The sequence below is a fragment of the Methanosarcina acetivorans C2A genome, from assembly GCF_000007345.1.
Taxonomy (GTDB): domain Archaea; phylum Halobacteriota; class Methanosarcinia; order Methanosarcinales; family Methanosarcinaceae; genus Methanosarcina; species Methanosarcina acetivorans.
Window position 1 is genome coordinate 3,431,378 of record NC_003552.1, and the last position, 13,310, is coordinate 3,444,687.

Below are 13,310 nucleotides of genomic sequence, written 5' to 3' on the forward strand. Positions count from 1 at the left end.
GTTCTTAAACTTGATGGCTTATAGCTGTAGCTGTCGGAAATTCCCACAAAAATAGTTCCACAATTTGGAAAATTTTGGTGAATGCTTGTGTAAATGAATCAACATTTTTAAATGAGTGAATTGATTTGCTCAAATTGGGATGAAATTTTGTGGTTGTCTTGAAATTGAAGAAAAACCAGAAAAAATTAAAAAGACTCTTCTGGAGAGGTTCATAGGAGGCAGCCGCCATCGCAACAAAACCTGCCCAGCGCGTACCGATACCAAATGCCGGTGCAGCGATATCGAAATGGGTGAGGACGATTATGGCATCGACAGGTGCAACCGGATTCTCTTTTGGTATATGGGCTAAGAGCAGGTGCGGAGCGGCCCGGCAGATGATATCGTGTCCCTGTTCCCACACCGAAATAATGGTCGGCGCTAAGCCGCTCATGGGATGGGCAGTATCCAGTAGGCTCTTCATCCATTCGATAGTTATTCCGGCAATTCTTCTGACTTTCTTCGGATCATGGACAACCAGCCGCTGATCTGGCTGGCTGTTGCCTCCCCTGCGAATAAATGTACTTAGAGCCTATCCGAAAAGTCAACAATGGCATTTCTTAAAAGTTGTAACAGGTCATAATATTCGAATATCCTTTCGGTTGTTAACATTACCTGATGATAGTTACAACAGGTCATGAGACTTTTCGGATAGGCTCTAAATCAGAGGTTTTAAAGTACTTCCCCACAGATGAGTGGTAGAGCGTACGTTTGCATGGCTGTGAAGATATTGACGTTTGAGTAAAGATTATGAAGGATTGACAGAATCAAGTCAAGTATTGATATATCTGCGATGATTCATATAAAGATTCGGCGACTGGGTCGTTTAACCTGTAAGAGTATAAGAAATATGATATTCAGACAGGCTCTAAGAGCCCTCTGAAAAGCCAATAATGGCATGCTGTAATAGTTCCAGTGGGTCACAACACTTTTCGGATAGGTTTATAAGTGACTGTAATTAAAGTCTAAGCCATGTATTAAATTTGCACTAGGTTCTGGTTTAAGGAGAATTGGAGTTTGGATAAACAATATGACATTACAATCATCGGTGCCGGTCCTGCTGGCAGTATGAGTGCATATAACCTTGCTAAGCACTTTAAGGTGCTTATTGTAGAAGCACATGGTTTACCACGCAATAAATCCTGTTCTGGAATCCTGATAAAAAAGTCAGTAGATATACTTGAGAAATATTTTGATAATATCCCTGATAATGTCAAATGCACTCCCTATGAGACTAATGGAATTACTATTATTGATGAATATATGGTGCCACGAGACTTTCCAGATAAAGGTTTAAACATTTTAAGAGATAAATTTGATTATTGGCTAGTACAACATGCAATTAAGGCAGGAGCAGATCTTATAGATCATTCAAGGGTTGTAAAATTGGATGAGAATGAAAATGGAGTTACATTAACAATAAAAAGCGATAGCGTTTACAAAATTAACTCTAAAATTGTAATTGCATGTGACGGAGTCAGCGGAACTTCAAGGATAATGACAAATACGCCAAAGCAAAATAAGTTGGTTACATATCAAAAATACTACAACGCAAGGGCTTCTATTGATAGATCAAAGTTTTATGCTTATATTTCAAAGAATTTCTCAGAATACGATTCATGGATAAACACCAAAAATAACCATATTGTTGTAGGTACGATAGCGAAAACATTGACTAAATCAAAATATTTTCACAACCAATTTATTTCGTTTCTAAGAAAAGAAATTAATTTTGAAATAATCAAAGAAATCAAAGATGAATCATGGTATATACCGTTAGTTATACCCTGATTTTCCTATAGTTTTAAGAAATAGAAGGGTTTTTTTTGCAGGCGAAGTTGCGGGACTTTTAAATCCATTCGGTGAAGGTATTTCAATAGCATTGATAAGTGGACTTTGCTTATCAAATGCATGTATAAAACAAAAGTCGTTAGAGTTAACCGATTGTGCAGAAATCGAACTGAGTTATAATAGTAGTCTATCAAATGAGATAGAGTACATGAAAAGACAGTGGAAATTTATTAAATGTTTTTATCCTTATTTTTGGAATAATGTAACGCAAAATTTAGGTGGGAGCAGTGAAGCATAACAACCAAATATAAATGGGGTGTGTAAAAGTTTGTCCTTCCTCACACACGACAAAAATATCGAGCCTATCTGAAAGACAGCCTCTTAGATTCACCTGTAAACACACCCACAAAATAAACATAAATTGCTTTTGTTACTTCCCTCGTTCTTCAATCCAAGGCTGCAATATCAAAGTTGCTGATGCCGTCGGTAATGTTCTCTACTGTTGTGGCAGGGTACGATATAGCCTCTTCGTTACTCATAGGTTATATGCCTTAATTAGTTTTGAGCGTTAGCGCTTTTTTAGGGGATAATAGAGGAATTTGCTCACTAAAGTAAGAAGAGGAGAGAGTTAGAGGTTGATTTCAAAAACGATGTTTGGACGTGAGATTGCCTGTAGAAGTGCCTGTTGTTCAAGGCTGCAAAATTGCTGATGTCGTTGAGTAGTTTGCGAAGCCAGCGCTTGTATCTATAAGTGCCAGCGATAGTAACAGGATATTGACTTCAGCATGCTGTTTCGCTATTGTATTCAAAAGTCTGGTTATATAAGAGAACAGTTTGCCTGTCTGTAAGATTCTGTGTGAAATTCAAGCTATAATTGTTGATCTCGTCCTTTAATGCATATAAATAGGTATGCTATATATTTAAATTCACACATTACTTATTAAAGATAATACTTCTGTTAACTCTCTGAGATATTTTAAATATTATAATTGCATAATTTATATTGTTGGATCTACTCGCGTTTATATTTTCAAATTAAAAGCAAGATAGCCAATTTGAAAAAACGTGGTTGTTTTCCTTTTCTCTTTATTCCTGCCTGTTAAGCTTCACTCATTCAACTACAGCGTAGGTAAAGGTTAAAAACAGCATACTTCTCTGTCTCTGTTTATTCCATTGAAGTACATTTTTTATACTCTTCGGCAGTCATTTCACAAACTCTGTAAAATCCTCACAACAAGGAAAATCTCGAACGTTCCCCCTTTGATGCCGAACTTCAAATATTTCTATTCTTAATTTACTGTATGTGGTTAGCGTACAGGGGTTAAGCTGTAAGTTGTAAATAATCGAAAAAAGCTATGAGAAAAAAGGATTCTGTCTTTTAGGGAGGTCAACCCCCTGAAACAACTCTCATGATCGTAAGTTTGTCGGAACTTATTATCCCGTCAAGAGGAACAGCATTACCTTCGTTTAATACGATTACAGTTCCCTCATTTATTCCCAATATATCGAGCAGATTTTCGTAGGTGAAGTTCTCACCGATTTCTACGGTCTGCTCAGAAATCTCTTCCATTGCTCCACAAAGAGCTCCAGCCTGGATTTGTACGTGTACTTTTTTACTCACTCAATCACCCGTTTGCTGGAATTTAATCTAGAATTTCTTTTATTGGACCTGGTGCAGTTCAACAGGAAAACAGTAGGCATGAAGTCTCAAATTCCTAAGTAGTAATATTTAAGACAGACTCATCCAAAGTAAGCTATTCTGAGAATGCTTTATCCGGTCTTTTTCTTTGAAGAGAGAAAGATTAGCCCGGAATTAACTCTAAACGTCAAATTTTTGAGTGAAGTATGTCTCTCTTACAAGCTTTGCTTTTTCTTGAGCCCATTTTTCCAAGCCCATCTTTCTGATCAGGGCCAGATTATAAATCTTTATATTATGCGGAAGTATCGATGCACAGTCTGCATAGGGATAAAGGTTATCACAGGGGAAATCAGAGCAACCAGCACACGATTTAATGCCTTTCGAACTGACACATTTATATGCCTTACAGGGTCCTTCCTTCTGGATGAAACGCAGGCAATTCCCGTTTTCTTTTTGGCATCCTTCACAAGAAGCTTCCTCATATGGAAGACCCGAAAATGACATTATTTGTTTTCTGAGCTCTTCATTATCATTTGCCAGATAACAAGGACAATTAAAACAATCCAAACCGCATGGTGCGGTTAACTCTCTCAATTCTCTCAAATCCATAAACTTCATCTCTTATGCTTCAATAGTCGTATCTGATTGCCTAAATTCAGAGACAGATTGGTCCCAACTACGTCGTATTTTTTTCTTTCTCGTATTTTTTTCTGTCAACGTTTAGCTTCCTCTTATGTTTCAAGTTAAAACCTATTCAAAAATCAAAAGGTACCATGTAAATTTCGTCTACTATTTTCTGATACTTCACAAGTTCACATTGTCTCAATATTGCAAGCTGGTTGCTTGTTTCCTTAGGCATAAGTCCAAAAAATTTCGAAATTTTTTCGGGTGTAACCTGACCTTCCTCCTGTGTAAATTCATATATTTCTTTTTGAAGTTCGGTCAGCCCATTTGACCCTTTTAGACCGTGCTTATTTCTGAAGAGTTTCTTAGAATGTACTGCCAGAGGGTCTGGGAACTTGATTTTTTGGTGCTCTTCCAGATAACATTCCTCGCATATTGCACGTCTGTTCTCTTTGACATATTCATTTCCGGAAACTTCTTTCCCGCACCCTGTACATGTTACAAAATAGGGGATATTTTGATCCAGTTCTCGATTACCTGATTTATTCGTTTTTATCAGGCCGTGAAACTCCAGATAGCTCACTATTTATAGTATATAATCTTATCGATATGTATTTATATAATTTCCTTGTAGCTGGTTGAGATTTTGGGTCGCCTCCTCGAGTTATTGATCAATTTCAAAAAAGAGTACATTTTCCCTTCATTCGACAAAAAATCTCGAGAAACTATTGTGTTTCCGATTTTCAATGACGACAGTGCACCAGAAGTTATGTAAAATCACAAATCTCCAAAAGTTATATAAAGGTATTGTGATAAAGGTAGCTAAATAATTACAAAAAGTTAGCGTTTAAGGAAAATCAGGTTTTGACTGATCTAAAAAGTAGCAGGGAAAATGTAGTAAAAGCAGCGGATAACCTATAATTAACTCAATCCGAGGCAGTACGGGCAGATACGTCTGCAAACATTGCATTTTTTCAAAACGAAGCCTTTTTCATTTACATAGTTGGACAGGGGGCCAGCAAAGTTTCTGGTTAACTGTAAGCTCATACAGTACTTTCTGCGGACAATGAGTCCAGGCAAAGGCTGCAGTCCGGCAGGCAGCTCTGGTAGGTAGCGATAGGGTCAGGCTCAAGTTCGACATCGACTAAAATAGCCCCTATCTGGATCATATTACCATACTTATCGTTTATCAGAAGTGTATTTTTACCCAAGACACCCAGCCCCGCAAGATAACCCGAATTTCTCATCGATAAGACTGCCCTTGCATATTGCTTTTCTAGTTCCCAGTGCTCAAGTGGATCATCAGAGGGAATAGCTACCGCTTCTATGCCGGATTCTTCAAGGGTGAGGCTAAGTTTTATTCCAAGGCTATCAACTTCTTGCGTAATAATGTTATTTACATGTATATAATGAACACAATTGTCTGCAAAAAGTAACCCACTCGGAACTTTCCTTGCAAAGACAATTACCTACTTACAATCCTTATATATGTCAACCGGGTGATGTCCTTTGGGAGCATCTTTGAACCTACCCACAGTCGCTATGCTACAAAGATCAGCCCTCATTTTTTTGCGGTATTCTTAATCTGTTTCGAATTATACGTCATAACTCAATCACTTCCAAATTTAGTGGGATGATTTTTTACAAGTACCGAGAGATTCTATCACGCACGGTTTTCAATAACTCACGGGCACATCCGTAACTTTCAAACTTGACGATAGATATTTCAATTTTTAAATATATGGTGTAATAAATATATTAAAGACTAACTGGCAATTTCACTGAAAAGTTATCAACTATATCTGCATAGTTCCAGAACACATATCCTTTATTGAGCTAACTCCCAGTACATTTAGCTCATGGATTGCTCTATTGTTACCTTTTCATGAAAGCCTGCCTTAACATAGCTATCCTTTGTTCAAAGTCAGCCCCTTCAAGCTCTTCTGCCACAGTTTTGAGAAGATCGGGTATTTCCAGATTCTGTGGGCATTTCTCAATGCATTGACCGCATTCAATGCATTGAGATGCAAGTCCTTCGGGCTCGGTGTTTGTGATTATTCCACCCATTCTCATTGCATACGTGAATCTGGCCTCATCCGCGTCCCCGAACATATGCAGGTTATTGTCAATCTCAAAGCATTCGGGAATGTTAACTCCTGAAGGGCAGGGCATGCAGTACCGACAGCCAGTACAGCCAATCTTCACAAGCTGACGGTATTTTTGTTCCACTTTCTTTACCAGCTGCAGTTCCTCTTCGGTGAAGGAATTCGGGAAAGCTTCATTTGCTGTCCTCAGGTTTTCCTCTATGTGAGACTCTTCATTCATGCCTGAGAGCACAACCGTAACCTCGGGATGGTTCCACACCCAGCGAAGGGCCCATTCTGCAGGTGTGTGTTTTACAGATGCCTCGTTCCAGATTTCTTTAACTTCAGTGGGAACTCGATTTGCCAGGTTCCCGCCGCGGAGAGGTTCCATCACAATTATACCCAGATCCTTCGAAGCTGCGTATACGAGCCCTTCGGTTCCCGCCTGGTTCTTTTCATCCATGAAATTATACTGGATCTGGCAGAAAATCCAGGGATATGCATCTACAATCCGCTTGAAATCGTCAGTTGGCCCGTGGAAGGAAAAGCCTGCGTTAATAATTCGTCCGTCGCTTTTGGCTTTGTCAAGGAAATCGACCACACCAAAAGCTTCCAACTTATCCCAGGTTTCTCCTACGAGACCCTGTAACAGATAATAATCCATATGGTCAGTTTGGAGCTTCTCCAGCTGGGCATTCAAGAGATTATCCATATCCTCCCGGCTCTCTACAATCCAAGATGGAAGCTTTGTGGCAAGTTTAACCTTTTCCCGATAGCCGTCAGCAAGAGCACGTCCTAAAAAGGGCTCACTCTGCCCCCTATGATACATCCAGGCCGTGTCAATATAGTTTACACCGTGATCGATTGCGTAGTGTAACTGGCTAGTTGCACGTTTTTCATCTATTGTACCGTCTTCTTTAATAGGAAGGCGCATGCATCCGAATCCCAGTGCTGAAAGTTCATCTCCGTTCTTAGGTATTTTTCTGTACAACATTTTTTTCTCCTTTTGCTGAAAATTCAAGAAGCTCTTATGCCTCCGATTTTCAATGGCTTCATCCATTACCAAAAAATGATAAATCCTGTTTTTTGGTAGAGATAAAAGGTACGGGGTTGATCAGAATTTACGGAACCTTCGATACACTACCGTATTTATATCAATCAGTAATTCTGGGTCACCAGATTAATCATTATCCATTAATTGCCGGGCTGGTGTTAATACCTGATTTTTTTTCTGTTACTATAAACTTTAGAATGAATTCCGTCCCATTGTTCCTTTTCAGTTCAAGTTCTGCATTTAGTTGCTCGACAAGAGTAGTTACAAGCTGAAGCCCCAGACTATCGAGATCTTCAATATTGAGATTTTCGGCAATGCCCACTCCGTTATCTGAGACGGACAGAATGAAATTGACACTACAGTTCTTGTTCGGGTTATTAATTTGTTCTCCGTTTTCTTCTCTATGTAGTTTTATTGTGATTTCTCCCGTCCCTCCATCTGGAAAAGCGTGTTTGAGGGAATTAGAAACAAGTTCATTAACAATTATCCCCAAAGGAACAGCAGTGTCCATGTCAAATGAAATATTCTGCTCCAAATCCAGCTTTAAGCGGATATCGGAGTTTCCGATCCTGTAAGTGTGGAAAAGACTTTTAGCAAGTTCTTCAATATACGGTGAAAAATTTAGCATTTCAAGCCCATCGCCTTTGTACAACTCTTCGTGTATCAAGGCCATTGATATTACTCTGGCCTGGCTTTCTCTGAAGGCTTCCAGAACTTCCGAATTCTTAATGCATTCTCTGTTTTTGAACTGTTCAGCCTGCAGATCCAGCAGTGAGGAGATCACTTGCAGGTTATTCTTGATCCTGTGATGAATTTCCTGTTTACGGACAGTCTCAATGTTTGCCAGAGCTTCTTCGGATTTTTTGCGCTTGGTAATGTCTCTAATGATATCGACTGTCCTTGGCTCTCCATTACTATCAGTGAAGGAGGCGATACTTACCTCTCCAGTAAACGTAGTTCCATCCTTACGCCTGTAAATGAGCTGGGCTCTTAACGATCCAGGGTGCGCACGTTCAGCCAACAAGGTTGATAGCGCCGGGTTCTGAGGGTCAAACATCACATCGAGTCCCTTGCCGATAAGCTCTTCTTCAGACCATCTCAGCATGCTACAGGCAGCCGGATTAGCCGATAGGATTTTTCCCCCATCTCTGGGGTCGGCCAGGACAATAGCATCCCTGCAGTGTTTGAAGAGCATGCAGTACATCATTTCGCTCTCCCATTGTGCCTTCACATCCTGCTTGTAGCCGAAAATTCGGTTATGCTCAAGCGACCGATGGATGGTACGATCCACCAGATCGAGGTCCCACACACCGATGTGACTGGGTTCGGGCGCAAAGGGCAATGGCTTCTCATCCTCGCGTAGCGCCGAATCAACCTGCTTACTGTCTGTGATGTCTTGAAAGATGGTGGTAAATCTACCTGGTTTGATCCGGTGTAGTGGCACCTGATAATGTTGCTCCTGTCCGTCAGCATGATGGTCGGACTGCACATACTTGCCAGTAAGGGCTGCCCGATCATAGTTCCTAATCCATAATGTATCCAGTCCTGGGTGAATTTCGAATTCCATATTGCCAGTTATTTCTTCCGGCAAAACTCTCATCCGGGATTCACGAGTCTGATTTGCCTCAGCAAAGCGGTAGTCTACTGGTTTGCCTGCTTCATCGGGGACAAGCTCGTCAGCTATAAAGAAGATTTCTTGCATGTACTCGAAGAGCTTATGGTACTTTTCCTCATTTTCCCGAAGTTTTCCCTCAAGCTCTTTTTGATCACTTATGTCGAATCCGTAAATGTTTACGCGCTCCTCTCCGGCTAGAGAATGGAATGAGAGCAGGTATACTCTTTCTCCCATTTTAACTTCAATTCTTTCCGGACGATTGCAGGAAATTACTCTCTGTACAATGTTTTCCATATTTTGGAGTCTTTTTAATTTTTTCTGGTTTTTCTTCAATTTCAAGACAACCACAAAATTTCATCCCAATTTGAGCAAATCAATTCACTCATTTAAAAATGTTGATTCATTTACACAAGCATTCACCAAAATTTTCCAAATTGTGGAACTATTTTTGTGGGAATTTCCGACAGCTACAGCTATAAGCCATCAAGTTTAAGAACTAATTATTCTCCAATTCTAGCATTATCCATATTGGAATCTTGCTCTCATTAAAGGTGAGAAACCTTTCCATTTTCCAGTGCTGAAACACCGTTTGTTGAAAAAAGTAAATAGATTGTATCAAAAATTAGTTAGTCCATTATCGGTTTTGAATGACCTTACTTTGTCTACTATATCACATATCAAAGAAAATATTTGTTCCATTGTATTATCTGTCTCAGGTGTAAAACCTTTTTTCAAGAAGCTCACATTCTTGCTGAAAATCTCTTCGGCATAAGAAATCGCTTTATGAGACGCTTCAGAAAGTTCAAGATCAGAGTTAAATTCTCGTATCTTCTGAATATGCGCAACAGCACTGATAACCGTATCAGAAAGTATCAATTGAGATATCTCATTGTAGGTAATCTTATCGTTATCTGGAATCTCTTCAACAGAACTGAATTCCTCATAATACCTCTTACTAACGTTTTTTAATTGATGAAACACACAAAAAGAATGAGTCACTTCAGGAAAGACCATTTTTACGGCTCCAATGATCGCTTTATCCTCATCAGAAACAATCTTTTTGATTTTATCTTCAGGAAATCGGTTCTTTATTCGTATAAAAAGAGGCATCAGAGCCTCAATTGTTGGTAACCTCTCAGTTACTTCAAAATCTAAAATGACCTTCTCTTTGGTAGCAACAACGTAAACAGATTTATATCGCATTTTTTTCCATTCTTTCTTTGTGAGTTTCGTTCCAATAAATTCTTCAAGCTTTTTTTTCCATCCATTCTTGATCCAATTCCCATCAACATACAATGTTTCTTCAAAGCTAACTCCTTGGTTCAAAAGTTCTTGCTTTGAAAGTTTTGCTAGTTTCTGTTCATATAACCACAATGAAGTGGGACAAGGAGCTCTTCCACAGACATTTATTACTCCTTCTGTATATGTTTCCCCAATTCGCCGAGAATTGTGCAGACTGCATCGTCCATCGTATCTGACATTTATTTGTGTATCATAATATTCAGAACTGTAATTTGCAGAACCCTGAACACCAATAACCCGATCATGATAATGTTTCTTACAAGTGGGACAAAGCCAGTATGTAACATTGAGAGATATAGTGCCGTAACGTGATATAATAAAACGAGTGTGATGAGAGTTAACATGTAATTTACTTCCACAACTATCACACTGAGTAGGGGAGAATATAGAGAACATAGGATAGTATCGATTTTCAACCAAAACTTTTGGCAAAGGAATTATTATTTTGCCGTCAACTATCGTTTTTATCATTGATTTATCTATTGCAATGTTTCCTTTTCCCATAAATAGAAAAAATATATCAATATAATTAAAATTTTATTGTTTTGCACGATATAGAGGGAAAACGAAAAACCAGAAAATAATAAAAAGTCTCATATTTTGAGGCAGCTTTTCTCCGACTACCACACTCCATTCATGCAATAAGGGTTCACCTACCTCGTTTGAGTAAAGAACAATTCCGTCCTTTCTCAGACTGAGCACTGGATTTGGATTATTTACTGGAAATTGTTCCACTTCTTTTTTCTTAATTCCTTTCAGGCTCTTTTTCTTTGAAGGCAAAGCCTTATTTTTATTCATTGTTGCAATCACTCACAGGAAAAACGATTTTTTAATTTAGAATAATATATAATTTAGTCTGGGTATTAATTATTAGTTATTTATAATAATTATGGTAAGTTTGATTAATAATAGACAAACTGTACTTTATAATGTATTAAATGTCTTAAAATAAGTAAGTTATTAGAAATTAATATATGATTAACATTAAAATAAAGAAACAAATTATTTATCATAAAAATGTATAATATATTTTACTATTTTTTTCCATATAAAACTCATAAGTATTCAGATATATGTCAAGTGTTACTTTTACTTCTCTATCCCCGAAAAACTGCATATCAATTGAAGTTCATATTATTTTGTAATTATGCTTACATGCGAAGAATGTATAATTGACATATTTTGGAATCGATGTACTAGGCTAATATTTTCACAAGGTTTATAATTTACACGGGAATACATTCCAACCACTTATCAAAATGAAAAAATAAGTATCTAATCCAGGTTATTTTGTTAAGCAGTATCAACAAAATAGTCTGGCGACGCAGTAAATTAATTCCCGAAAGGGTAAATAGAATAAGCTACTGGAATATCAGACTCGCACATGGAAGATTTTTATCCTCCCTTTTTCATCGGTGTAATCCATAAATTGTCGAATAGATTTGCTCAATGAGGGATCTCGTGGAATGCCTCTGAATAAAGGAAATTGATCAACAACAGTAATACGGTTATCCCATACTGTCATTTCGCTCGCATCTTCCAATGGACATCCGCATGTGAATCCAAAGAAGAAGTCACTCATTGCTTTGCCTTTTTCCTGTGCACTGAGCTGATCCCACCACGTTTCGAAATCGTCCCACTTTGCACTTTGCGGCCTGGTCGATGTTGTCAGAGCGCCGATCATCATATCTTTCTGAACCTGTGGGAAAAACATCTTCCACGCGTTCTCAAATGCTTTCATGTACTCCGCTTGCATCGCATCCTTTTTTTCAGGCTCATCATCGTTCCATCCTACGCCATAGGCTCCGCAGCTTCCATCAACGTCAATACTCGATTTTGATTCGGCTTCAAAAACGATTTCGCAACCTGGAAAACGATCTGCCAGCAAAGAAAAGAACTGGTGTACTTCTGTTTCTCCAAAGTAGCGGAAGAGTCCGCCAGCAATCATAAATAAGCCATTTTCAGTGTTAATGTCCTGACACCAGCTAGGATCAAGAAAAGACTTTGCAATGCACGTTGACCTATCCGTTTCCGGCAGCAACTGTTTTCTGACTTCAATGAGTTCGGGAAGGTCCAGGTCGTACCAGCGAATAATTCCGTTGTCAACGCGGTAAAATTCCGTTTCGAATCCGGCACCAAGATTAATTACCGATACGTGAGGGTGCTCTTTGATGTAAGCCTTTACCCTTTTGTCCAATTGCATTGCGCGTGCTGCATTGGCAAACAATGTAAAGTCAGCACCTGATTTCTCAAGTAAGGAAAAACAGTAATCAATTTGTTCGACGAGTTCAACGGCTTTTGCGTCATTGAATAATGAGGCATGTTCTTTACTTATCTTCGCTCGACTATACAATGTCACTAAGGAAGTTAGCGGCATGCCGCTTAAATTAATCTTCATCTTGGTCTGTTGCAAATCTATCATTCCTCCATTTTGACATCCTTGAATACATATCCTCACTCTTCTCTCCGGTATTCATGAGCATGTGGTATACAAGATCGCCAATTTCCAGGTAGAGTTGCTGCATAGTAACCCCATGAGTTTCCATGAATTTTCTTAGAAAGGGACTTATGTTCGCGATACCGTCGGTAATAAAGGTGCTTACGACCACCGCAACAGCTGGATTTACATCAGGTCTATAAGTCCCGTCCTCGATGTAGAATTTTATTGCCAGAAATATACTCTCATAGATCTCTTCAGTAAACTCAATGATCTCTTTTGCATCGGAACTCATACTATTTGCATCCGATAGATCGAACCTTCCTGACCGGAAATAAATACAGGCTCTGGCGTAGTCAGGGTATTCCTGAATAAACTTAATGGATGCCATGCTCAGTTCACCGAACTTGATATCACTAGCCTGCGCACTTTTTTGTTCCTCTGTGATCATAGCGCGGAGAATTTTGATTCCACGATTTACGACAGCAAAATAGAGTGATTCCTTATCTTTAAAGTAAAGATACAGAGTTGCCTTATTCAATTCTACTTCATTTGCAATCTCGTCCATTGTGACATCATCGTAACCTCGTGAAAAGAAAAGTTTTTCAGCAGCGTTGAGGATGTCTTCACGTCTTTGAGCTTTTTCCCGCTGCTTTCGTTCTGCTAGTGTCATTTTTGTATCACTTCTTTCACTTTAGATAATTCATTCATGGTTTGACTAAAAGTAA

Annotated in this window: 12 protein-coding genes and 1 pseudogene; 2 read left to right on the plus strand and 11 right to left on the minus strand. The window is 38.8% G+C overall.

What is annotated here, in order from left to right:
* Positions 1 to 4: 4 nt before the first annotated feature.
* Positions 5 to 430, minus strand: a complete 426-nt coding sequence (locus MA_RS28215; RefSeq protein ID WP_226990608.1) for a hypothetical protein — start codon at positions 428 to 430, stop codon at positions 5 to 7.
* 268 nt (positions 431 to 698) lie between these two features.
* Here MA_RS28215 and MA_RS29660 point away from each other — a divergent pair.
* Both MA_RS29660 and MA_RS14410 read left to right on the plus strand, forming a co-directional pair.
* Positions 699 to 919 (plus strand): annotated as a pseudogene (locus tag MA_RS29660) (transposase); the annotation flags it as partial.
* Positions 920 to 1,053: 134 nt separating this feature from the next.
* On the plus strand, positions 1,054 to 1,827 hold the full coding sequence (locus tag MA_RS14410; protein WP_011022706.1) for an NAD(P)/FAD-dependent oxidoreductase: 774 nt from the start codon (positions 1,054 to 1,056) through the stop codon (positions 1,825 to 1,827).
* Between the two features lie 1,387 nt (positions 1,828 to 3,214).
* Here MA_RS14410 and MA_RS14415 read toward each other — a convergent pair.
* The 10 genes from MA_RS14415 to MA_RS14465 form a co-directional block, all read right to left on the minus strand.
* Positions 3,215 to 3,448 (minus strand): MoaD/ThiS family protein, encoded by a 234-nt coding sequence (locus MA_RS14415; protein WP_011022707.1) that lies wholly within the window; start codon positions 3,446 to 3,448, stop codon positions 3,215 to 3,217.
* A gap of 198 nt (positions 3,449 to 3,646) precedes the next feature.
* Complete coding sequence (locus MA_RS14420; protein WP_011022708.1) at positions 3,647 to 4,084, minus strand: DUF3795 domain-containing protein; 438 nt, start codon at positions 4,082 to 4,084, stop codon at positions 3,647 to 3,649.
* A 136-nt stretch (positions 4,085 to 4,220) separates the two neighbouring features.
* The gene (locus MA_RS14425) at positions 4,221 to 4,673 is read right to left on the minus strand and encodes a hypothetical protein (RefSeq protein WP_011022709.1); all 453 of its coding nucleotides are present in this window, start codon (positions 4,671 to 4,673) and stop codon (positions 4,221 to 4,223) included.
* Positions 4,674 to 5,133: 460 nt separating this feature from the next.
* Positions 5,134 to 5,301: a hypothetical protein gene (locus MA_RS28765; RefSeq protein ID WP_226990609.1), complete on the minus strand. Its 168-nt coding sequence runs from the start codon at positions 5,299 to 5,301 to the stop codon at positions 5,134 to 5,136.
* Positions 5,302 to 5,965: 664 nt separating this feature from the next.
* Positions 5,966 to 7,168, minus strand: coding sequence for an aldo/keto reductase (locus tag MA_RS14435; protein ID WP_011022711.1), 1,203 nt, complete (start codon positions 7,166 to 7,168; stop codon positions 5,966 to 5,968).
* A 193-nt stretch (positions 7,169 to 7,361) separates the two neighbouring features.
* Positions 7,362 to 9,077 carry a sensor histidine kinase gene (locus MA_RS29665; RefSeq protein ID WP_011022712.1) on the minus strand — a complete coding sequence of 572 codons (1,716 nt, stop codon included), beginning with the start codon at positions 9,075 to 9,077 and terminating at the stop codon, positions 7,362 to 7,364.
* Between the two features lie 381 nt (positions 9,078 to 9,458).
* Positions 9,459 to 10,649: a transposase gene (locus MA_RS25655; protein ID WP_011022463.1), complete on the minus strand. Its 1,191-nt coding sequence runs from the start codon at positions 10,647 to 10,649 to the stop codon at positions 9,459 to 9,461.
* Positions 10,650 to 10,682: 33 nt separating this feature from the next.
* Positions 10,683 to 10,943: a hypothetical protein gene (locus tag MA_RS14455; protein ID WP_048065516.1), complete on the minus strand. Its 261-nt coding sequence runs from the start codon at positions 10,941 to 10,943 to the stop codon at positions 10,683 to 10,685.
* 574 nt (positions 10,944 to 11,517) lie between these two features.
* Positions 11,518 to 12,567 (minus strand): class I SAM-dependent methyltransferase, encoded by a 1,050-nt coding sequence (locus tag MA_RS24650; RefSeq protein WP_052279175.1) that lies wholly within the window; start codon positions 12,565 to 12,567, stop codon positions 11,518 to 11,520.
* On the minus strand, positions 12,533 to 13,255 hold the full coding sequence (locus MA_RS14465) for a TetR/AcrR family transcriptional regulator (RefSeq protein ID WP_011022715.1): 723 nt from the start codon (positions 13,253 to 13,255) through the stop codon (positions 12,533 to 12,535). Before MA_RS14465 ends, MA_RS24650 begins: the two co-directional genes overlap by 35 nt.
* Between the last annotated feature and the right edge of the window lie 55 nt (positions 13,256 to 13,310).